At 36.6% G+C, this 21,042-nt stretch carries 21 protein-coding genes and 1 tRNA gene; 14 read left to right on the top strand and 8 right to left on the bottom strand.

From position 1 onward, the window contains the following. Nucleotides 1-87 precede the first annotated feature (87 nt). Nucleotides 88-164, bottom strand: a tRNA-Arg gene (locus KO521_RS10515). 129 nt (nucleotides 165-293) lie between these two features. Between KO521_RS10515 and KO521_RS10510 the strand changes: the two genes are divergently transcribed. Beyond that, nucleotides 294-806: an adenine phosphoribosyltransferase gene (locus tag KO521_RS10510; protein WP_215939879.1), complete on the top strand. Its 513-nt coding sequence runs from the start codon at nucleotides 294-296 to the stop codon at nucleotides 804-806. Here KO521_RS10510 and KO521_RS20445 read toward each other — a convergent pair. Then, entirely contained in the window at nucleotides 803-955 is a 153-nt protein-coding gene (locus KO521_RS20445) for an SsrA-binding protein (protein ID WP_252730012.1), read from the bottom strand. The two genes, KO521_RS10510 and KO521_RS20445, sit on opposite strands and share 4 nt — an antisense overlap. Before the next feature lie 569 nt (nucleotides 956-1,524). On the opposite strand from KO521_RS20445, the gene KO521_RS10505 reads away from it, so the two are divergent. Continuing rightward, complete coding sequence (locus tag KO521_RS10505) at nucleotides 1,525-2,463, top strand: calcium/sodium antiporter (protein ID WP_215939878.1); 939 nt, start codon at nucleotides 1,525-1,527, stop codon at nucleotides 2,461-2,463. Between the two features lie 131 nt (nucleotides 2,464-2,594). Then, a complete protein-coding gene (locus tag KO521_RS10500; RefSeq protein WP_252730011.1) occupies nucleotides 2,595-3,746 on the top strand; it encodes a glycerophosphodiester phosphodiesterase in 1,152 nt (383 codons plus the stop codon). An 84-nt stretch (nucleotides 3,747-3,830) separates the two neighbouring features. On the opposite strand, the gene KO521_RS10495 is transcribed toward KO521_RS10500, so the two are convergent. Next, nucleotides 3,831-4,847 carry a glutamine synthetase beta-grasp domain-containing protein gene (locus tag KO521_RS10495; RefSeq protein ID WP_215939877.1) on the bottom strand — a complete coding sequence of 339 codons (1,017 nt, stop codon included), beginning with the start codon at nucleotides 4,845-4,847 and terminating at the stop codon, nucleotides 3,831-3,833. A 212-nt stretch (nucleotides 4,848-5,059) separates the two neighbouring features. Here KO521_RS10495 and KO521_RS10490 point away from each other — a divergent pair, with 212 nt between their 5' ends. The 6 genes from KO521_RS10490 (at nucleotide 5,060) to KO521_RS10465 (ending at nucleotide 11,440) form a co-directional block, all read left to right on the top strand. Further along, nucleotides 5,060-7,246: a glutamine synthetase III family protein gene (locus KO521_RS10490; protein ID WP_215939876.1), complete on the top strand. Its 2,187-nt coding sequence runs from the start codon at nucleotides 5,060-5,062 to the stop codon at nucleotides 7,244-7,246. Nucleotides 7,247-7,375: 129 nt separating this feature from the next. After that, a complete protein-coding gene (locus KO521_RS10485; protein ID WP_215939875.1) occupies nucleotides 7,376-8,224 on the top strand; it encodes a hypothetical protein in 849 nt (282 codons plus the stop codon). Nucleotides 8,225-8,308: 84 nt separating this feature from the next. Then, nucleotides 8,309-9,487 (top strand): AIR synthase related protein, encoded by a 1,179-nt coding sequence (locus KO521_RS10480; RefSeq protein ID WP_215939874.1) that lies wholly within the window; start codon nucleotides 8,309-8,311, stop codon nucleotides 9,485-9,487. A gap of 51 nt (nucleotides 9,488-9,538) precedes the next feature. Continuing rightward, nucleotides 9,539-9,985 carry a ubiquinol-cytochrome c reductase iron-sulfur subunit gene (locus KO521_RS10475; RefSeq protein ID WP_215939873.1) on the top strand — a complete coding sequence of 149 codons (447 nt, stop codon included), beginning with the start codon at nucleotides 9,539-9,541 and terminating at the stop codon, nucleotides 9,983-9,985. Nucleotides 9,986-10,013: 28 nt separating this feature from the next. Beyond that, nucleotides 10,014-10,445 (top strand): thioredoxin family protein, encoded by a 432-nt coding sequence (locus KO521_RS10470; RefSeq protein WP_215939872.1) that lies wholly within the window; start codon nucleotides 10,014-10,016, stop codon nucleotides 10,443-10,445. After that, entirely contained in the window at nucleotides 10,445-11,440 is a 996-nt protein-coding gene (locus tag KO521_RS10465) for an FAD:protein FMN transferase (RefSeq protein ID WP_354668202.1), read from the top strand. The genes KO521_RS10470 and KO521_RS10465 overlap by 1 nt, the downstream gene beginning before the upstream one ends. Nucleotides 11,441-11,465: 25 nt before the next feature. Here the strand turns inward: KO521_RS10465 and KO521_RS10460 are convergent, their stop codons facing one another. Next, nucleotides 11,466-12,113 carry an ATP-binding cassette domain-containing protein gene (locus tag KO521_RS10460; protein WP_215939871.1) on the bottom strand — a complete coding sequence of 216 codons (648 nt, stop codon included), beginning with the start codon at nucleotides 12,111-12,113 and terminating at the stop codon, nucleotides 11,466-11,468. Nucleotides 12,114-12,497: 384 nt separating this feature from the next. On the opposite strand from KO521_RS10460, the gene prfA reads away from it, so the two are divergent. Beyond that, nucleotides 12,498-13,574 carry a peptide chain release factor 1 gene (gene prfA, locus KO521_RS10455; RefSeq protein ID WP_215939870.1) on the top strand — a complete coding sequence of 359 codons (1,077 nt, stop codon included), beginning with the start codon at nucleotides 12,498-12,500 and terminating at the stop codon, nucleotides 13,572-13,574. Between the two features lie 47 nt (nucleotides 13,575-13,621). Continuing rightward, entirely contained in the window at nucleotides 13,622-14,431 is an 810-nt protein-coding gene (gene pyrF, locus KO521_RS10450) for an orotidine-5'-phosphate decarboxylase (RefSeq protein ID WP_215939869.1), read from the top strand. Between the two features lie 13 nt (nucleotides 14,432-14,444). Here pyrF and KO521_RS10445 read toward each other — a convergent pair whose 3' ends face one another. Beyond that, nucleotides 14,445-14,642 (bottom strand): hypothetical protein, encoded by a 198-nt coding sequence (locus KO521_RS10445; RefSeq protein ID WP_215939868.1) that lies wholly within the window; start codon nucleotides 14,640-14,642, stop codon nucleotides 14,445-14,447. 384 nt (nucleotides 14,643-15,026) lie between these two features. On the opposite strand from KO521_RS10445, the gene KO521_RS10440 reads away from it, so the two are divergent. Further along, on the top strand, nucleotides 15,027-15,815 hold the full coding sequence (locus KO521_RS10440) for an alpha/beta fold hydrolase (protein ID WP_215939867.1): 789 nt from the start codon (nucleotides 15,027-15,029) through the stop codon (nucleotides 15,813-15,815). Between the two features lie 266 nt (nucleotides 15,816-16,081). Here the strand turns inward: KO521_RS10440 and KO521_RS10435 are convergent, their stop codons facing one another. The 3 genes from KO521_RS10435 to KO521_RS10425 all read right to left on the bottom strand — a co-directional run bounded on the left by KO521_RS10435 (nucleotide 16,082) and on the right by KO521_RS10425 (nucleotide 18,247). After that, nucleotides 16,082-16,786 carry a DUF4197 domain-containing protein gene (locus KO521_RS10435; RefSeq protein ID WP_215939866.1) on the bottom strand — a complete coding sequence of 235 codons (705 nt, stop codon included), beginning with the start codon at nucleotides 16,784-16,786 and terminating at the stop codon, nucleotides 16,082-16,084. Between the two features lie 107 nt (nucleotides 16,787-16,893). Beyond that, complete coding sequence (gene purU, locus KO521_RS10430) at nucleotides 16,894-17,745, bottom strand: formyltetrahydrofolate deformylase (protein ID WP_215939865.1); 852 nt, start codon at nucleotides 17,743-17,745, stop codon at nucleotides 16,894-16,896. 88 nt (nucleotides 17,746-17,833) lie between these two features. Next, entirely contained in the window at nucleotides 17,834-18,247 is a 414-nt protein-coding gene (locus tag KO521_RS10425; protein ID WP_215939864.1) for a hypothetical protein, read from the bottom strand. Nucleotides 18,248-18,372: 125 nt separating this feature from the next. Here KO521_RS10425 and KO521_RS10420 point away from each other — a divergent pair, with 125 nt between their 5' ends. After that, nucleotides 18,373-18,819, top strand: coding sequence for an Lrp/AsnC family transcriptional regulator (locus tag KO521_RS10420; protein ID WP_215939863.1), 447 nt, complete (start codon nucleotides 18,373-18,375; stop codon nucleotides 18,817-18,819). Nucleotides 18,820-18,937: 118 nt separating this feature from the next. Beyond that, nucleotides 18,938-21,007, top strand: a complete 2,070-nt coding sequence (locus tag KO521_RS10415; protein ID WP_215939862.1) for a T9SS type B sorting domain-containing protein — start codon at nucleotides 18,938-18,940, stop codon at nucleotides 21,005-21,007. Nucleotides 21,008-21,042: the final 35 nt, after the last annotated feature.

Genomic DNA, 21,042 nt, shown 5'->3' with positions numbered 1-21,042 from the left:
TATCAAAATTCAACTATATTCTTAAAAAGCAAAAAACCTTGCTGATCTTAAGATCAGCAAGGTTTTGATATTGGAATACGTCCAATTTGGTGATCCTGACAAGATTCGAACTTGTAACCTTCTGATTCGTAGTCAGATGCGCTATCCAGTTGCGCCACAGGACCAATAAAAATACTTTCGTTAGCTTTCCCTGAACGGAAATTAAAATAAGCCAATTGTAATGGGCTTTTTACCTAACGGGGTGCAAATATATTTCTTTTTACATTTACGGCAAAATATAAGTTACTTATTAAATGGATTTAAAAACCTTTATTAGAGATATTGATAATTTTCCGCAAGATGGAGTGGTCTTTAAAGATATAACACCGCTGTTGGCAGATGCCAAAGCCATGCAATTTACGTTAGATAGACTTGCTGAAATGGTGGGTGATGTTAAGATAGATAAAGTTGTGGGCATGGAAAGCCGCGGATTTTTTTTCGCACCTCTTTTGGCTCAAAAACTGAATGCAGGTTTCATCCCGGTTAGAAAACCTAATAAGTTACCGGCAGCAAGAACTAGTCAGACCTATGATCTTGAATATGGTACAGATACCTTGGAGATACATAGTGATGCTATTCTTAAAGGCGAAAAAGTACTAATTCATGATGATGTACTAGCTACTGGAGGTACAGCAAAAGCTACGTGCGATTTAGTACAACGTTTGGGAGGGGAAATCGTTCAATGTAACTTTTTGATTGAACTGGATTTTTTAAACGGTAGGAACAAAATAGAAAATATTATGACAAAAGCACTTTTAAATTACTAGTCCAAAGCCCGAGTAGTAACAAAATAGCGCCAGCCAATTATAGCCATCTGTATCTTGGAAGCTTTAGATAAGTCTAGCCTTTTTTGAGAATAAGAGGGTAATAGTACTTGATTTACTTTGGCAAGAAATTTAAATAATGTTTTCTTCATCAGTTGGTATATAGAATATGCTAACTTATTGAAAATAAAGTAAAAGACCGCTTTACGGCGGTCTTTTATTATATAGGCCTATATGATTTAACTTACGCTACTATCGTGATCATCGATACTAGGAGTAGTAATAGAATTTTTGCAAGTGTAATCATAATTAGGGGTTTTTAGGGTTAATAGATAGTTGATAATAATCGATTATCCAATCAAGATAATTAAAAGAAATATTGATATCCTAGCAGAATGATGAGAATTATTCAATTTTCATACGATTATGCAGGTTAAAAAATGGTTACAGTTAATAAATTTAAAAATATGTCTACAGTATGGTTTCAATTTGTAATTTATTAGTAAAATAAAACTTTCATATTGAAACAAATGAAGGACTGTTTTGAAGATCCTTTTCTTTTTTAAGCATAGTTTTGAGTCGGAATTAATGCTTTTGGTGCAAATCCATTTTTGAACGACTTTTTTCACACGTATATTTTGCTTTGGTAACTCGCTAAAAAAGACATTTAAAAGTAAAAATGTTCCTATATCTTTGTTCACTAATTTTCTGAAAACTGTACATGCAGAATCTTCTTTTTATTGTTCTAGGCCTTACACTTTTAATAGCGGGTGGTAATTGGCTTTTAAAATCAGCAGTTGCTCTTTCTTTAAGATTGAATATCCCCAAAATAGTGATAGGTATGACGGTGGTGTCTTTTGCTACATCAGCACCTGAGCTTATTGTAAGTATAAAAGCAGCATTAGATGGTTTTCCGGATTTGGCATTAGGAAATGTAGTAGGTTCTAATATTGCTAACCTTGGTTTAGTATTAGGCGTGACGGTATTGTTAGGAAGTATAGATGTTCGTAAAACTTTCTATACAACAGATTGGCCCGTAATGATGGCCGCTTCACTGCTATTTTTTGGGTTTATTTTCTTTGATGGGCAAATACAACAGTATGAAGGTATAATAATGGTTGTTGCCTTATTCTTGTTTTTAGTCTATTTATTGCGCTTTCAAAAGCAAGCAGTAGAAGACGAAGCACCGGAGGATGATGAACCTTTGCCACTGTATAAGTTAGTACTATTTTTAGGTCTTGGCGGTACGGCACTTTGGGGAGGGTCAGAGTTGCTTATCAATGGTGCGGTAGGTTTGGCTACTTTATATGGCGTTAGTGAGCGTATAATAGCCGTAACTATAGTTTCCGTGGGTACTAGCATACCAGAATTGGCGGCATCTATAATTGCCGTGATCAAAAAGGAAAAAGCTATTTCTTTAGGAAATTTGATCGGTTCAAATATTTTTAATTTATTGGCCGTTCTAGGTATCACCTCTATTATTACGCCTATTCATGTAATGGATGAAGGGTTATTGAGTAATGATATTTTTTGGATGTTAGGTATTTCCTTTCTTATACTTCCTCTAGTTTTTATTCCTAGGGGTCTTCGTTTAGGATGGAGGGATGGTATTATATTACTAGGAGTTTATATTGCGTTTGTTTACCATACGATCACTTAATTTTTGTCTTTATTAGTTACTTTACAATTCCCTTAACTTATCCTCATCTAAGCATATTCATATAGTAATCTTCTTTAACGTTAGGCTAATATCTGTTTTGTTGTTTTAGTGTCAATTTAAAAACCACTAAAATGAAGAAAATGAATTTTTTACCAATGGCAGGTTTATCCCTTCTAACCTTATTCACTTCTTGTGATAAATTAGATGATTTTATAGGGGGAGGTCATCACGAAGAAAATAGTAAAACACCTTTGGTCATAGCGCACAGAGGTGCACAGTCCATTTATCCAGAGCACACGTTAGAGGCGTACGCAAAAGCTATTGAAATGGGTGCTGATTACATTGAGCCAGATTTGGTCATGACCAAGGACAGTTTTTTGGTAGCGCGTCACGAACCTTTTATTTCCGGCACAACCAACGTAGAAGACCTACAGGAGTTTGCTAATTTAAAAACAACTAAAAATCTGGATGGAAAAGAAATTACGGACTGGTTTGTTTCTGATTTTACTTTGGAGCAGATTAAAAAACTAAAAGCCAAACAAGCCCGTTCTGACCGTTCCGATCGTTTTGATGGCATGTTTCAAATTCCAACATTAGACGAAATTATCACTTTGGCAAAATCTAGAAAAACTACAAATGGAAGTGATGTGGGGCTTTATCCTGAAATGAAGCATCCTTATTTTCATAACTTAATAGGCCTTCCTATTGAAGATGCTCTATTGGCAAAATTATCGGAAGCAAAACTTAACTCGTATAATTCGCCTGTGTTCGTTCAGTGTTTTGAGGTTGCTCCTTTGCAGTATATCAACTCAAAATCAGATGTAAAATTGGTACAGCTAATTTCAACTTATAATGTAAATGCAGACGGTAGTTTGGATTTTAATGTACCTGAGGGTGATTTTATCTCCTATGCAGCACCATTCGATTTTTATGCCAATGGAGATGCTAGAACCTACGAGTATTTTTCTACGGATGAAGGTATGAGATTCGTATCTTCTTATGCAGAAGGTATTGGCCCATGGAAACCTTTTGTCATTTCTTTTACCAAGGATGAAAGTGGAACTATCGCGGTGCTGCCAAAAACCGACTTTGTAGATTTGGCTCACAAATATGATTTACAAGTACATCCATATACGTTTAGAAATGAAGATAACAAGTGGAGTAACGGTAATGTGGAAGATGAGTACCACCTGTTCTTTGATGCTGGTGTAGATGGTGTTTTTACGGATTATACAGATGAGGCTGTGAGCGCATTGCAGACTTGGAAAGGTAATGACCAATAGTTTTTATAAAGTAGAAAACAAAAAAACGCCCGAACCAATTGGTTCGGGCGTTCTACATTATGTCAACAACAAAAAACTGTATAATTAAATCTTCGCAGATTTAACTGTTTTTATAATTCTACCGGCAATCTTGTATGGATCACCATTAGAAGCAGGTCTTCTGTCTTCTAACCAGCCTTTCCAGCCTTGTTCAACTGTAATAATTGGAATACGGATAGAGGCGCCTCTATCAGAAATACCAAAGCTAAAGTCGTTGATTGAAGCAGTTTCGTGCTCACCTGTTAAACGTTGGTCGTTAAACTCACCGTAAACAGCAATGTGTTCTTTTACAACCGGACGGAAAGCTTCACATATTTTCTCGTAAGTTTCTTTAGAACCACATGTTCTTAAGACTTCATTAGAGAAGTTAGCGTGCATACCAGAACCGTTCCAGTCCATATCTTTACCTAATGGCTTAGGGTGGTATTCAATGTAGTAACCATATTGCTCGGTTAATCTGTCTAAAAGGTATCTTGCAATCCAAATTTCATCTCCCGCTTTCTTGGCACCTTTAGCGAATAATTGAAATTCCCATTGTCCAGAAGCAACCTCCTGGTTGATTCCTTCAAAGTTAAGACCAGCATCGATACAAAGGTCAGCATGCTTTTCTACTAGCTCTCTTCCGTGAGTATGTAAACCACCTACAGAACAGTAGTACATTCCTTGTGGAGCCGGGTATCCGCCAATAGGGAAACCTAAAGGAAGTTGTGTTTTCGTATCCATGATAAAGTATTCTTGCTCAAAACCGAACCAGAAATCGTTATCATCGTCATCAATACCTGCTCTTCCGTTAGATTCGTGAGGAGTACCATCAGCATTTAAGACCTCGGTCATTACTAAAAAGGCATCTCTACGTGCAGGATCTGGATAAATTGCAACTGGTTTTAACAAACAGTCAGAAGATCCACCTTCTGCTTGCCTCGTTGAACTTCCATCAAAAGACCACATATCACAATCTTCTAATTTGCCTCCAAAATCGTTTACAACTTTAGTTTTGCTACGCATGTTCTGCGTAGGGAAATATCCATCCAACCAGATGTATTCTAATTTAGTTTTGCTCATAATTACGGTAATTAATTTTAAATTTACAGACGAACAAAAATATGTTTTTTGTTGAATTATACTAATTTTTAGGGGGGTAAATATGAAAAAATTGAATATTATTTACGATTGCCCTAATTTTAACGGGGTATTTTGTGGTAAGTTGATTTTTTCCAGAATTTATTATTAATTCGGTAATACTTATTTTAGCCGATATAAATAAAAGTAAAAGTATGTCTAGACAGCGATTTGATGCTATTGCCCAGAGCCGAAAAAGGGAACGCGTAAGTGTTGATGAAAAGGGGCGTAGGTCAGAGCTTTATGCGAACAACGTATTTAATAATGAACGCATGCTACAATATTTAACCAAGGATGCTTTGGCAAGTGTTCAAGGGGCAATATTTTCAGGTTCGAAAATTGATAGGAAAATAGCTGATCAGGTAGCGGAGTCCATGAAGTCATGGGCTATTGAAATGGGTGCTACCCATTACACACATTGGTTTCAGCCACTTACTGGTGCAACAGCAGAGAAGCATGACGCTTTTTTTGATCTTATGCCAGATGGGAGGGCTTTAGAGAAGTTTGGCGGTGGCCAGTTGGTACAACAAGAACCCGATGCCTCTAGTTTTCCCAGTGGAGGAATCCGTAATACTTTTGAAGCTAGAGGATATACGGCTTGGGACCCCACTAGTCCGGCTTTCGTATATGATACTACGTTGTGTATACCTACAATATTTGTATCGTATACCGGGGAGGCTTTGGATAATAAGGCACCTTTATTACGTGCTTTAAGTGCAGTAGATGAAGCGGCTACAGCTGTTGCTCGGTATTTTGATAAGACTGTGGTAAAAGTTAGCGCAACTTTAGGTTGGGAGCAGGAATATTTTTTGGTGGATAAAGAACTTGCTCTCTCAAGAATTGATATCAGTTTAACAGGGCGAACACTTGTGGGCCATTCCGCGGCAAAAGGTCAGCAGTTAGATGATCATTATTTTGGCGTTATACCACTGAGGGCAATTAATTTTATGAAGGACTTGGAGGTAGAATGTATGCTTTTGGGCATTCCTTTAAAAACAAGGCATAATGAAGTAGCTCCTAATCAGTTTGAATTAGCACCTGTTTTTGAAGAAGCAAATTTAGCGGTGGATCACAACCTACTTCTAATGGATGTGATGGATCGGATAGCGGATAGGCATCAACTTAAGGTCCTTTTTCACGAAAAACCATTTGCTGGTATCAATGGTTCGGGAAAGCATAATAATTGGTCTTTGGCTACGGATACAGGTGTAAATTTATTGAGTCCAGGCTCTACACCAATGAAGAACCTTCAATTCTTAACGTTTTTTATCAATACCATTAAAGCGGTAGATACTTATGAGGAGCTTTTACGGTCCTCTATTGCATCTGCTAGTAACGACCATAGATTGGGTTCTAATGAAGCGCCTCCGGCAATCTTATCCATATTTGTTGGTAAGCAGTTAAGTAATGTTTTGGATGAGTTAGAAGGGGTGTCCAAAGGAAAATTATCACCGGAGGAGAAAACGGAGCTTAAATTAAATGTAGTGGGTAAAATTCCGGAAATTTTATTGGATAATACGGATCGTAACCGCACGTCTCCTTTTGCATTTACCGGAAACAAGTTTGAGATGCGTGGTGTTGGGGCCAAAACCAATTGTGCAAAACCCATGACAATTTTAAATACTATTGTGGCAAAGCAACTACAGGAATTTAAAAAGGAAGTAGATGCACTGGTAGATAAAAAGAGTCTCAAAAAGGATGAAGCCGTTTTTAATGTGCTGCGTGAGTATATTAAAACTTCCAAACGTATTCGTTTTGATGGTGATGGCTATAGTGATGAATGGGAAAAAGAAGCGAGAAGAAGAAAATTAAGCAACAATAAGAACACTCCGCAAGCTTTACGGATTTTGACCTCAAAAACAAGTCTAGACCTTTTTGATTCTATGGGCGTTATGAGTGAGAAAGAGGTGGCCGCAAGACAGGAAGTAGAATTGGAAGCTTATATTTTACACATTCAAATAGAAGGTAGGGTTCTCAATGAATTGGTGTACAATCACATCATTCCGTCGGTTGTGGAGTATCAGAATATTTTGATAAAAAATGTATTGGGTCTCAAAGAAATATATGGTGCTGCTCATAGGAAGTTAACGGATGGCCAATCAGGAATTATAGAACAAGTTGCAGAGCATATTACTGATCTTAAAAAGCAGACGGACGCTATGACCGATGCAAGAAGGAAGGCAAACAAACTAACGGATACACATAAAAAAGCCTTTGCTTACAGTGATAATGTAAAGCCGTATTTTGATGAAATACGGATGCATTGCGATAAATTGGAAAGGTTGGTAGATAATAGGTATTGGCCGCTTACCAAGTATCGCGAATTGTTATCCATTAAATAAAAATCCTTTTTTCTGTTTTAGGGGGAAATCATAGATCACTTTAGCTAAAACACCTAAAAATTAGCTAAATGGATGTAAGGGAGCGGTGAAAAGATATACTAAGTAGGGAATATTGTAAATATTTTAAAGATGCATAGTACTGTAAAAAAATACCTTTTCACCTTGCTTTTTTTATTTTCTATTTCTCTTTTTTCTCAGGGAGCGTGGACAAAAGCAAAAAACGAAGCTTACGTTCAACTATCTTATTATAATATAGCTGGCTATTCCGGTATCTACGGAAATCCCGATTATAGAACCGAGCGTAAAATAACAGATAACACCCTTCAACTTTTTGGTGAATATGGTATTTCTGATAAGACTACTGTTTTATTAAGTCTACCTATTAAAATGATAAAAGCTGGCGATGTAGTATCATCTGCTAATGGCATACCTATTACTTCAAATGGTTCTGAAACTGCTTTGGGTAATTTGGTCGTTGGCGTAAAACATCAACTTTATAACAATAAATGGGTGATTTCCGGTCAATTTAATATTGAGGCCAACACCGGAAACTATTTTGAGGCATCCGGACTTAGAAGTGGTTATGATACATTTACATTATCTCCAAGACTGAATATTGGTAGAGGTTATGATAATTTCTTTGTTCAGGCATCTACAGGAGTTGATATTCGTTTTAATGACTATAGTTCAAATTTTAGAGCTAGCGCTGAAGCTGGTGTAAAACCGATAAAGAGACTTTGGCTTATTGGTTTTCTTGATTTTTCAACTTCTTTTGAAAACGGAGAGGTTATACTTCCGGAAGCTAATTTGGCCACAGGACTGTATTTGAATGATCAGGAATATGTTGCTTACGGTATAAAGGGAATTATAGAAATTACCGAAAAAATAGGTGTACTAGCTAATTATACTTCAGCTATTTCAGGGGCCAATGTACCAAAAAGAGCAGTTATTGGTGGCGGTGTTTATCATAAATTTTAATCGATTTAAGAACTTTTTGAAAGTTTTTTTTGTCAAGCTATGATTATTCGGTGAATACCTTATTTTTGCCAAAAAGCCATAATAATGAGTTCATCTAACAGTGAAAGGTATAGCCAAAGAGGAGTTTCCGCCTCAAAAGAAGATGTGCACAATGCTATAAAGAATATTGATAAGGGACTCTTTCCAAAGGCGTTCTGTAAAATTGTGCCGGATTACTTAACTAATGATGAAGATTATTGTTTGGTAATGCATGCAGATGGTGCGGGTACAAAATCTTCGTTGGCGTATATGTACTGGAAGGAAACAGGAGACTTATCCGTTTGGAAAGGAATTGCGCAAGATGCACTTATTATGAACATAGATGACCTTATCTGTGTTGGGGCTACGGATAATATTATGCTTTCTTCTACCATTGGACGAAATAAAAATTTGATTCCCGGTCAGGTGATATCAGAAATAATTAATGGTACCGAGGAGCTTATAAATGACTTGGCGGAACATGGGTTGACCATACGTTCTACTGGTGGAGAAACTGCAGATGTAGGTGATTTAGTCCGTACTATAATTGTGGATTCTACGGTTACGGCGCGTTTAAAGAAAGAAGACGTTATAGATAACGCAAATATAAAAGCAGGAGATGTTATAGTTGGTTTGGCCTCTTTTGGAAAAGCTACTTACGAGAAGGAATATAATGGGGGAATGGGGAGTAACGGACTTACTTCTGCTAGACACGATGTTTTTTCAAAATATCTTGCTGAGAAATACCCGGAGAGTTTTGATGCATCCGTGCCTGCTGATTTGGTATATTCGGGTAATACGAAATTGACGGACAAAATTGATGGTGTGCCTGTGGACGCGGGTAAATTGGTGCTGTCACCAACACGTACCTATGCACCAATTGTAAAGAAAATTTTGAATACGTATACTTCCGAAGATATTCATGGTATGGTGCACTGCAGTGGTGGTGCACAAACTAAAATTCTTCACTTCGTTGATGAGCTCCATATTGTTAAGGACAACCTTTTTCCTGTTCCGCCGCTTTTTAAATTAATTCAAGAACAATCCGGTACGGACTGGAAAGAAATGTATCAGGTTTTTAATTGTGGCCATCGTCTTGAAATTTATACGAACGAAGCTGTTGCTAAAGATTTAATAGCAATATCGGAAAGTTTTGGTGTAGAAGCTCAGATTGTGGGTAGGGTAGAGGCTAGTGCCTCTAAAAAACTTACAATAGAGAGTACTTGTGGTAAGTTTGTTTATTAAAGGCATACGAATCGTATCATTAGTTCGTTTTCTTTAGTAAACAACAGTGTTATGGAAAGAAAACAGTTCTTAAAAAGCTTAGGAGCCAGCGCGGCATTTGCTATTGCTTTTCCATGTTTACATGGCTGTTCTAGCGATAATGATGAAGAAACCGAAGGGAATACCCCAATACCTACCGGAATAGATTTTACAATTGATTTGGACGAACCTGCTAATGCAAAACTTGCCGATAATGGCGGTTTTGTATTAAAAAATTTGGTGGTGATAGCTAGGAATTTGGAGGGTGAATTTGTTGCCGCTAGTCAAGTTTGTAGCCACCAAGGTTATGAAGAAGTACGCTTTGTAGATTCGGATGGAGGCATCTTTTATTGTGATGTGCATGGGTCCCGTTTTGAACAAAATGGAGCGCCATTGAACCAAGTAGATGGTGCAACGGCAAAAACATTAAAGATTTTTAAAACCGAATTGACAGGTACAATGTTGCGCATTTATGAATAAATGGCACTGAATTTGTTTTAACATCAATATGAAGAAGATTTTATTTTTGTTTTGTTTGAGTATGGTTGCCTCTATTTCGGCCCAGGATTGGCAGGAAAACTTTGCAAACGCTCAAGCTTTGGCAAAGAAAAATAATAAAGGCCTATTATTGGTTTTTGCTGGTTCAGATTGGTGTGCACCTTGTATGAAGTTAGAAAAGGCGATATGGGAGTCTGAAGATTTCAAGAGCTTCTCCAAATCTGATTTAATTCTTTACAAAGCAGATTTTCCAAGAAAAAAAGCGAACAGACTTAGTGAGGCAATGACCGCCCAAAATCATAGGCTAGCTGAAAAATATAATCCCAAAGGTCATTTTCCTTTGGTGGTTTTATTAAATGGAGATGCGGAAGTTTTGGGGCAAACGGGGTATTTAAAACTTTCTCCTAATGAGTATATAACACATCTAAAATCTATGTTCTAGTGAGGATAGTATTTTACATACTTTCTTTTTTCTTCTTATCCTATGGCTTTGCCCAGGAAAAGAAACTAGTGACCGTGCACAAGGCTATGGAGCTTATGGGAACACGGTTTGATATTACTGTGGTATCCACTAATGAAGATTTAGGATATATAAATATAGAAGAGGCCACTGCAGAAATTGTTCGGATAGAAAATATGATTTCATCATGGAATCCAGATTCGGAAACTTCCTTGATAAATCTTAACGCTGGGGTAAAGCCCGTAAAGGTCAGTCAGGAACTCTTTATGTTGATTGAGCGTGCAAAACAGATTTCGGAAATAACGGATGGCGCTTTTGATATTTCTTATGCTTCCCTCTATGATATTTGGAAATTTGATGGGTCTATGGTCAAAGTTCCAACACCGGAAGAGGTGAGTAAGGCTTTGGAAACAGTAGGTCATGAGAAAATAATTTTAAATCCGTTGGAAAGAACCGTGTATTTGAGTAAGAAGGGTATGAAAATTTCTTTTGGGGCTATTGGTAAGGGTTATGCTGCAGATAAGGCCAAGGAACTTTTGGTGTCCAAACAAGTTCAAGGAGGTATAATAAACGCAGCTGGAGACCTTACAACGTGGGGAACTAAAGCAACCGGAGAAAAATGGCTGATTGGTATTGCCAATCCGTTAAGTAAGGATAAGATATTTTCTTGGTTGCCCGTTGTGGAATCTTCGGTAGCAACTTCCGGGGATTCAGAAAAATATGTCATTTTTGAGGGATTAAAATACTCTCATATCTTAAATCCTAGAACAGGCTATCCGGCAGAGGGTGTGAATAGTGTATCTATTTTTGCAAAAAGCGCCGAACTTTGTGATGCATTGGCTACGGCAGTCTACATTATGGGCAAAGAAGATGGACTCGCATTAATAAATCAATTAGGAGGTACGGATGTTATTCTAATAGATAATGCTAATAAAGTATATAAGAGTAGTGGTATATTATTGAATGAGAAACCCTGAATTCTTAGTTAATAATATGGATATCTTAGATAATATAGCCTTCGTTTCTTAGGTCTTTTAAAGAATTTATCTGTTTGCAAGAGCCTTCTTTCAAAATATAAACAGTATCACTAATTCCCATTATTTCCTTGTAAAAATGGTCTGTTATGACAATTACGGTATCCTGCTTTTTTATTTCAATAAGTGCTATCATCTTTTCTACATAAACAGGAGCTATAAATGAAAACGGTTCATCTAATAAGATGATTTTTTTGTTTGAATTCAATATCAAATACGTTTCAATAACGCGGAGTTCTCCAGAACTTAATTCTTCAACACTATTATTCCTGTATTTTTCAAAAGAAGGAAAAGTAGAGATGAACAGTTGCCAATCTGCATTAAAATAATTGAAGGCTTTGTATGCTTTAAGTCCTTCTGGTAGTAATTGATGTTGAGGTAAGTAAGCGATATTTCCGTATTTAAATAATTTTCTTTTTTGATGAACGCCATCTATCCTTATGTTTAAATATTTAGGAGTGAGGCTTCCAAATAGAATACGTAGCAAGGATGTTTTTCCGCAGCCATTCCGACCTAAAAGGCCTGTAATTTTTCCGGTTTCGGCCTTTAAGTATATACCGTACAAGATACGTTTGTGGTCAAAACTGAGTTCTATGTTGTCTATTTCTAGTTTCAAAATAGATTGAGGATTTGAACGGTAATTATGGAAAGAATAGCATCCATAACAAAACAGATAAAAAATAATCGAATAGTGGAAATCCCAAAATTTTTATAGAACACCAGTTTTTTATTTGTTGGGCCTATAAATGTAAAAGCAAAGTATAAAAGAATCAAAAAAAACTTGGATGTCAGGATTTTTATTGCCATTCCGGTTGAGCCTGAAGACCTAAGTAATACATACTGAAGCAGGGTTATTGCAGTAGAAAAAACTAACAAAGAACGGTAGAATAGAAAGACTATATGATAGGTGCGTAGATGAAATAAGCTTTTTATCAAAACCAAGGTATATCAATAAATGTACAAATTTGTCGTAAATTCGCAATACAAGTGATGCAAGATAATGATAGATAAACTCAATATAGTTAAGCAGCGTTTTGATGAGGTTTCCGACCTTATTATTCAGCCGGATATTATTTCGGATCAAAAGCGCTATGTAGGATTAACCAAGGAATATTCCGATTTGAAGGAGCTTGTAGCTAAGCGTGAGCAATACATTGAGTTGCTTAATAATATTCAAGAAGCAGAGGAGATTATTGCGGACGGGAGTGATGCAGAGATGGTTGAAATGGCCAAAATGCAATTAGATGAGGCTAAAGGAGGTTTACCGGAATTAGAAGAGGAAATTAAATTAATGCTTATACCTAAAGACCCAGAAGACGCCAAAGACGTCGTGGTTGAAATTAGAGCAGGAACCGGAGGTGATGAAGCTAGTATTTTTGCAGGAGATCTATTCCGTATGTATACCAAGTATTGCGAGAGCAAGGGCTGGAAGACCAACGTTATAGATTTAAGTGAAGGCACCAGTGGCGGTTACAAAGAAATCCAATTTGAAGTTACTGGGAAAGATGTTTACGGAACGCTTAAGTTTGAGGCGGGTGTACACCGCGTGCAACGTGTTCCACAGACAGAAACACAAGGAAGGGTTCATACCAGTGCTGCAACGGTAATGGTACTTCCTGAAGCGGAAGATTTTGATGTTCAGATTGAACCCAAAGATGTCCGGATAGATTTTTTCTGTTCTTCTGGCCCAGGTGGTCAGTCGGTGAATACGACTTACTCTGCGGTGCGTCTTACTCACATTCCAACAGGATTGGTGGCGCAGTGCCAGGATCAAAAATCACAGCATAAGAACAAGGATAAGGCTTTTAGAGTGTTGCGTTCGCGTCTATATGATCTTGAACTTGCCAAAAAACAAGAAGAGGATGCGGCCAAACGTAACTCTCAGGTAAGTAGCGGTGACCGATCGGCTAAGATTAGAACATACAATTATCCGCAAGGCCGTGTAACAGATCACCGTATTGGATTAACGCTTTACGATTTGCAAAACATAATAGATGGGGATATTCAGAAAATAATTGATGAATTAAGTTTTGTAGAGAATACCGAAAAACTAAAAGAAGCTTCCGAGATTTTTTAATGTTTAAATTTTATTGGAAACCATAACACTATAGCTGTAGCGTCTCTATGACTACTGAACAATTAGTTGCCCAGATTAGAAAGAAAAAGTCGTTTTTATGTATTGGTTTAGATACCGATCTACAGAAAATACCGCCTCATTTACTCAAGGTGGAAGATCCAATTTTTGCATTCAATAAAGCTATAATAGATGCTACACATGATATTTGTGTATCCTATAAGCCTAATATTGCTTTTTATGAAGCGTATGGAATTAAAGGCTGGCATTCTCTTGAAAAAACCATCAAATATATTAATGCTAACTATCCGGAGATATTTACCATTGCAGACGCGAAAAGGGGTGATATAGGAAATACTTCTACACGTTATGCAAAAGCTTTTTTTGAAGATCTGGAATTTGATTCCATTACTATTGCTCCTTACATGGGCAAGGATTCTGTAGAACCTTTCCTAGCCTTTAAGAATAAGCATACCATACTCTTGGCCCTAACATCTAACGTTGGTGCTTTTGATTTTCAGACGAAATTAATAGAAGGTAAAGAACTGTACAAAACCGTACTGGAAACCTCAAAAACGTATAGTAACTCTAAAAACTTAATGTACGTTGTGGGTGCAACTAAGGCAGAGTACTTCAAAGACATTCGAAAAATTATTCCTGAAAGTTTTTTACTGGTGCCCGGTGTAGGTGCGCAAGGAGGAAGTTTAAAGGATGTTTGTGAAAACGGAATGAACGAAAACGTAGGCCTTCTTATAAATTCTTCTAGAGGTATAATTTATGCCTCAACAAATACGGATTTTGCGGACGCAGCAAGACATAAGACTTTAGAGCTACAAAGTCAAATGGCCGAATTTTTGTAGTTTCCGAAAAAAACTAGTTCATCATATTATCCAAAACTCTTTGAATCTTCTCAGCTTTTTGCTCAAAAAATTCCACCAATTTAGCATCGGTATATTTCATGTCACTAGCTTTGTTCAAAAAGGTTTGATACTGATACTCTAAAAGGGAAATCACGTTTCTGTTAGAAGTGATTGGAGTAACTGTTCCTACTTTGCAATACTGATTATCCATAATTATAAATCCTTTACAACAAATATACGCACGGAAATCATCTTTGGATCTCTATATTCGCTGTAGATAGCAAAAATTAAGATGAATTGATGATTTATTAACAGTTACTCAATGCAATGCTTGCGAATCTCCTTTAAGACATGTTAATAACTCTTTTTTTCTTGCAGGTCATGTAAAGTGTTTTACGTTAAAATGATAAGATATTAACAATCTCGGTCAGGCACCGAAGACAGTTGTGAATCAGATTCTTAGCTTTTCTTGATTTTTATTGAATTTTTCGCTTTCTGGCTACTTTGTGAACTATATTTTTCATTTAATATTAAATTGAATCAAAAGATTTAATACATTGCAAGGTTTCCAAATGGGAGAAAACGAGAGAACACTTTGCTGAATTACGTAACATACTTACATCAAGAATCAGATTCTTGGGTCACCTTCGTGCATGGAGCAGGAGGGAGTTCTTCTATTTGGTTTAAACAACTAAGAGAGTTTAAGAAGCATTTCAATATATTATTATTGGATCTCAGGGGACATGGAGACTCTCAACCTGGCTTAAAGGATGCCTTTGATGATAAATATACTTTTGATTATATCACGGAAGATATCCTGGAGGTTCTAGATTTTCTTAAAATTAAAAAATCACATTTTATCGGTATTTCCCTAGGGACCGTATTAATCAGAAATTTAGCTGAAAAATATCCGAACCGTGTAGAGAGTATGGTTTTGGGTGGTGCTATTATTCGGTTAGATATGCGTTTTAGAATTTTAATGGGCTTTGGCGGTCTTTTTAAATCTTTGGTGCCTTACATATGGTTGTATAAGCTGTTTACTTTTGCGATTATGCCAGATGGAAACCATAAAGAGTCTAGATTGCTTTTTGTACGTGAGGCCAAACGTATGTATCAAAAGGAGTTTGTGAGATGGTATAAAATGGGATCCCAAATAAATAAACTTTTGCGTTTCTTTAGAGCGGGAGATATTGATATTCCTACGTTATATGTTATGGGTGGAGAGGATTATCTATTTCTTCCTTCTGTAAAGAAAATGGTTCAAAAGCAATCACAATCAAGTTTATTAACTATTGAGCATTGTGGTCATGTGGTGAACGTAGAACAGCCTCAACTTTTCAATCGCTTTGTAATAGATTTTGTTGCTGATGTAGATAGAGGTTAAAACCCTTTAATGTTTAAGCGGCAGTTAGCAAGCATCTTTGCAGTCATATCTTAAGAATATCGCGGATTTAGATACAAAAAAAACCGGTGCTCCCACCGGTTTTAAACTAACTAACTCAAAAATTACTAACTCAAAAAATTCAGTGTTACAATCTCTAATTTTATGTGATTGACAAAGTCTTGGAGATTGGCAGTCCATAAAGACCACTTATAAATTTAACGTGTTAATTTTCAAGTTATTGTAAGGTTGATAGGAAAAATTTATTTTTAATCCTGTAAGCTAAAAACTTGTCTCAAAAGGTCAGTGGTTCTAGAGCTGGCATTGTTTCTAATTTCCTTTTCTTCAACAGCTATCATTGTGTAAACACCACTAAGTGCTTCTTGGGTAACATAATCCGTTAAGTCAGGATTTACATTTTTGGTTAGTGGTATGTTATTGTATTTAGTGATAAGATTGCTCCATATCTTATCGGCACCAACTTTACTGAAAGAATTCTTGATCACCGGATTGAATTTTGCATAAAGTTGTGTTTGTGTAGCTGAGGTTAAATATTGAGTGGCAGCATTATCGCTTCCTAATAAAATGTTCTTTGCATCGCTAAACGTAATTCCTTTCACGGCATCTACAAAAATTGGAGTGGCTTCACCTACCGCATCTTCAGCAGCCCGGTTTAAAACTTTAAGACCTTCATCAGCCAAACTACCGAGTCCAACATCGCGTAGGGTCTTGTCTACTTTCTGAAGCTCTTCGGGCAAAAGTATTTTTACCGCTTCATTTTTTAGAAATCCGTCTTCTTTGGTAAGTTTACTTACCTGACTTTGAATTCCTTTGTCCAATGCTTCTCTAAGGCCTGCCGCAATTTGGTCGTTGCCTAATGCAACATTGCCTTGGGGTAATTGATTAACAACTTGTTGTAGTTCATGGCATGAGCTTAAGTTCAGTGCAAGAAATAAGATAACCAGTTTTTTCATAGCTTTTTTTTAAAATGGATAAAGAAGGAAATAATAGTCCTTAGTAGCCTAGTACTTTACTACGCATTAAGAATAGAACTTGATTATTTCTGTACTTTCAAAATATACTACGAAAAAATCACGGTCTTATTGTTGTAGACCATCGTCTTTCTCAGAATATGTAGCTTAACAGCCCTAGAAAGGACTATTTTCTCCAAATCGCGACCTTTAGCAATGAAATCTTTTATACTGTGAGCATGTGTTACCGTAGTTACATCTTGTTCAATAATAGGTCCTGCATCTAATTCTTCCGTAACGTAATGACTAGTGGCTCCAATAATCTTTACTCCACGTTTAAAGGCAGCGTGGTATGGTTTGGCACCAGCAAATGCCGGTAGAAAGGAGTGATGGATATTAATAATACGATTAGGGAAGTTACTTATGATTTTTGGACTTACAATCTGCATGTATCGCGCCAAGACAATAAAATCAACTTTATACTCTTTTAAAAGCGCTAATTGTTTGGTTTCCGCCTGGGGTTTGGTGTCTTTGGTTACCGGAATATGAAAATAAGGGATATTAAATTGATTGGCAATAGGTTTAAGGTCTATGTGATTACTTATAATAAAAGGAATTTCAACTTCCAATTCATTAGAGTTAAACCGGCTTAAAAGATCATATAGACAGTGGTTGTATTTAGAAACAAACAGAGCCATCTTAGGTTTTACTCCAGCTTCATGCATGCTCCATTTCATGTCATACCTATTTGCAAGTTCTGTTTGGAATTCTTTTTTAAATGATTCAGTAGAGAAATCTTTATTCTCGAAATCACTATCCAAACGCATAAAAAATACGTTCGTTTCCTTGTCTACGTGCTGATCAAGGTAAACAATGTTTCCTTTATATTGGTGCACAAAGTTAGTGGTTACACTTATGATTCCTGCTTGATCAGGACAATGAATAAGAATCGTTGTTTTCAAAATATTTAATTTAAAATCCAAAATTAGAACTTTAAACTAACAATTTTAGTATAACCTAAATTTTAAAACAAAATGGGAGAGTGGATTCTTAATGAAAATAGTTGGCGCCACCATCTGGAAAAGAGCTTCTCCATTTTTTAAAGGAACGTCTAAAACTTTTGATTTCTTTTCTTAAAAGATTTAGATACTCTTTTTCTTTTACGCCATCCTTCTCAAGACCATTACAATAAGAATTAATATTGCGGATCATAATATTTATGAAGCTAGCGCTCTTCATGCGCTCTATGTGACAACCGCTTATTTCTGCGGATGCAATTTTTTTTGGGATAAGAATTGCATCGGTCAGTAAAGAATCTGCAATGCTATCTCTGTGGCTGTTAGATTGATAGAGATTAATAAGGTCTTTGTTCAAAGAAACATACGAAGCAATCTCCCTGCTCATATGGCAGAGCTCTAAAGCTTTTTTGTAGACCGGTAAGGCCCGAAGATTCTTATAGGACATTTTTTTTCGCTAACAATTTGGATTAATAAAGTTACGGCCAGATTCTAAGTTTTACCTTTAGAATTAAAAGTATATTGTTATATTAGCTTTAGATAACAAGCTATTTATTAAATTTAGGCTCGAAAATGAATATAGACGATTTAAACTGGAAAATTCTCAATCGACTTCAGGCAAATGCACGTGAAACTTATGCTGATATGGGCAGACATGTTGGGCTTACTGCCCCTGCAGTTGCAGAGCGTATAAAGAAGATGGAAGATCTAGGCATTATAGAAGGGTATAATACTAAGGTTTCTCATGCCAAGACTGGTCATCATCTAAAAGCAATAATTACTTTGCGGGCCTTTATGGGTAAGCTCAAACCATTTTTAGAGATTGTAAAAACGTATAAAGAGGTTGTAAATTGCTATCGTATAACTGGTAATGAGAATATTGTAATGGAGGTAGTTCTCAAGGATCAATTTCACCTGGAACGCTTTATAGATAAGCTAATCCAGTATGGGGAGACTAGGACTCATATCATATTATCTAATGTGGTGTCTAGCGCACCAATTGGTAAGAACCCATTTTAAAATGGGCTTGTTTGGTTTCTGGATTTCTTTATCCTGATATTTCAAAATAAGTACGGTTAACTTGTAAAGAGTTTCTTATATTTAACTCTTCAAGCTTTCTTAAAGCACGCTATTGAAAATGAAAACATTAAGTTTTTTACTACTGCTACTATCGTTTAATGGTCTTATGGCCCAGATACGCGTTGATGTTACCAATTATTCCGTAGAGGATTTGGTTAATGATGTATTGATCAATAGTAATTGCGCAGAGACTAGTAATTATGAAGCGCAGACGGGCAGTTCGGAAGGATTGAATGGTATAGGTTATTTCGAATCTAATGGGTCTGGCTTTGCCTATGAAGAAGGTATTGTCCTGAGTACTGGGCAGGCTAAGCTTGCTGAAGGTCCCAATGATGATATTCATAATTCAGGAAGTGATAAGTGGTTAGGGGATGCTGATTTGAAAACCATAACAGGATCGGATATTCTTTTCAACGCGTCCTATATTCAATTTGATTTTGTTCCCCATACCAATCGCATCAGTTTCAACTTTTTATTTGCATCAGAAGAATATCAAGAAAACTATCAATGTACTTTTGGGGATGTTTTCGCTTTTATTTTGACAGATTCAGAAGGTGTTTCTACGAACCTTGCAGTAATTCCAAATAATAAACTTCCGGTTAGTGTAACTACTATTAGGGCAGGGGTAGATGGAGAATGTGCTCCTCGTAATCTTTCTTATTTTGATAAGATCAATGGCGAAAATTCTGCAATATCCTTTCATGGTCAGACTGTCAGCATGATTGCAGAATCCGTAGTGGTGCCAAATAACTCTTACACTATTAAGTTGGTTATTGCGGATAATAGGGACTCCCAGGTAGATTCGGCAGTTTTTTTAGAAGCGGGAAGCTTCTCATTAGGATATAATTTAGGGGAAGATAGAACTGTAGCCGGTGGTAATCCTGCTTGTATAGATGAGATTATAACCTTGGATGCTACAGTAGAAGGTGTAACGGATTATGTATGGTTTAAAGACAATACTGAAATTACCGAATGGTCCGGAACGCCTGTAGTAGATGTCACGGATAGCGGTGAATACAGGGTGGAGTTGGTTTTTTCGGAATCTTGTGTGGCCAGCGGAACTTTGAAAGCGGAATTTATTCCAATACCAGTTATCGCAACAGAGCCAGAAAACCTTATTTTCTGTGATGTAGATGGGAATGCTAGTGAGGTTATTGATCTCACCTTGAACGATAAATTAGTATTGGGTGAGCAGGACGCAACTATTTATCAAGTAACTTATTACTTGGCAAAGGAAGACGCGGAAGCTTTTGTAAATCCTATTGAAAGCCCTGAATCTTTTGAATTAACTACCGCTTCTCAGACTATTTTCTGTAGGATATCTTCTGGTAATAGTTGTTTTGAGCTTACCTCTTTTGAGGCTCAGTTGCTAGGGTTGGATTTTCAATCTGATTTGGAAGAGGAATATATTCTTTGCCTAGATGTAAATGGGGAAACGATAGATCCACTGCCAATTTTAAATACCGGACTTTCTAACGCAGAGTATGGTTTTACTTGGTACAAAGAAAGTGTCTCACAAGAAAATTTAATCGTTGGTGCATCAGATGCATCTTATACAGCAAGTCAAGAAGGGGTTTACGTGGTTGTTCTTAATAATAGGGGATTGGGTTGTGAATTTCCTTTATCCACTGTTGTAATTACCTCTCCTCAACCAGAGGTGTTTGAAGTAAATTTCGTGTCGGATCCTTTTACGGATAATAATACGGTAGATATTATTGCAGAAGGTGAAGGTAGCTACCTATACAGTATAGACAATACGGATTTTACTTCGGAAAATAGATTTGAAAACTTAAGCGCTGGAGAGCACATTGCATATGTTACCGATATACACAATTGTAGCGTGTTATCAGAAGAATTTACTGTTGTAGATTATCCTAGGTTTTTTACGCCTAACGGAGATGGTATGCATGAAACATGGACAATAGTTGGTTTTCCGGAGATGGAAGACCCGGATGTAAGTATCTACAATCAATATGGCATGCTTATGTATCAATTTAATGGAAACAATGGTTGGGACGGCACTTTCAACGGGAAGAACGTTCCTTCAAATGACTATTGGTTTAAGGTGGAGTATACTAAAGATGGAGAACGGAAAGAATTTAAAAGCCATTTTTCACTTAAAAGATAATAATACGGATTCTTGTGTTGAGCATCACCAAACAT

Source organism: Zobellia uliginosa (assembly GCF_018860745.1).
Taxonomy (GTDB): Bacteria; Bacteroidota; Bacteroidia; order Flavobacteriales; family Flavobacteriaceae; genus Zobellia; species Zobellia uliginosa_B.
The sequence above is the reverse complement of the archived record's forward strand: the minus strand, read 5'-3'. Positions and strand labels throughout refer to the sequence as shown.

Excerpts from the sequence above, each read along its gene's own strand:
- KO521_RS10415 (WP_215939862.1), top strand. The coding sequence starts at position 18,938 with ATGAAAACATTAAGTTTTTTACTACTGCTACTATCGTTTAATGGTCTT.
- KO521_RS10475 (WP_215939873.1), top strand. The coding sequence starts at position 9,539 with ATGGAAAGAAAACAGTTCTTAAAAAGCTTAGGAGCCAGCGCGGCATTT.
- pyrF (WP_215939869.1), top strand. The coding sequence starts at position 13,622 with ATGACTACTGAACAATTAGTTGCCCAGATTAGAAAGAAAAAGTCGTTT.
- KO521_RS10480 (WP_215939874.1), top strand. The coding sequence starts at position 8,309 with ATGAGTTCATCTAACAGTGAAAGGTATAGCCAAAGAGGAGTTTCCGCC.
- KO521_RS10470 (WP_215939872.1), top strand. The coding sequence starts at position 10,014 with ATGAAGAAGATTTTATTTTTGTTTTGTTTGAGTATGGTTGCCTCTATT.
- KO521_RS10490 (WP_215939876.1), top strand. The coding sequence starts at position 5,060 with ATGTCTAGACAGCGATTTGATGCTATTGCCCAGAGCCGAAAAAGGGAA.
- KO521_RS10435 (WP_215939866.1), bottom strand. The coding sequence starts at position 16,786 with ATGAAAAAACTGGTTATCTTATTTCTTGCACTGAACTTAAGCTCATGC.
- KO521_RS20445 (WP_252730012.1), bottom strand. The coding sequence starts at position 955 with ATGAAGAAAACATTATTTAAATTTCTTGCCAAAGTAAATCAAGTACTA.
- KO521_RS10495 (WP_215939877.1), bottom strand. The coding sequence starts at position 4,847 with ATGAGCAAAACTAAATTAGAATACATCTGGTTGGATGGATATTTCCCT.
- KO521_RS10485 (WP_215939875.1), top strand. The coding sequence starts at position 7,376 with ATGCATAGTACTGTAAAAAAATACCTTTTCACCTTGCTTTTTTTATTT.
- prfA (WP_215939870.1), top strand. The coding sequence starts at position 12,498 with ATGATAGATAAACTCAATATAGTTAAGCAGCGTTTTGATGAGGTTTCC.
- KO521_RS10510 (WP_215939879.1), top strand. The coding sequence starts at position 294 with ATGGATTTAAAAACCTTTATTAGAGATATTGATAATTTTCCGCAAGAT.
- KO521_RS10445 (WP_215939868.1), bottom strand. The coding sequence starts at position 14,642 with ATGGATAATCAGTATTGCAAAGTAGGAACAGTTACTCCAATCACTTCT.
- KO521_RS10420 (WP_215939863.1), top strand. The coding sequence starts at position 18,373 with ATGAATATAGACGATTTAAACTGGAAAATTCTCAATCGACTTCAGGCA.
- KO521_RS10425 (WP_215939864.1), bottom strand. The coding sequence starts at position 18,247 with ATGTCCTATAAGAATCTTCGGGCCTTACCGGTCTACAAAAAAGCTTTA.
- KO521_RS10500 (WP_252730011.1), top strand. The coding sequence starts at position 2,595 with ATGAAGAAAATGAATTTTTTACCAATGGCAGGTTTATCCCTTCTAACC.
- KO521_RS10505 (WP_215939878.1), top strand. The coding sequence starts at position 1,525 with ATGCAGAATCTTCTTTTTATTGTTCTAGGCCTTACACTTTTAATAGCG.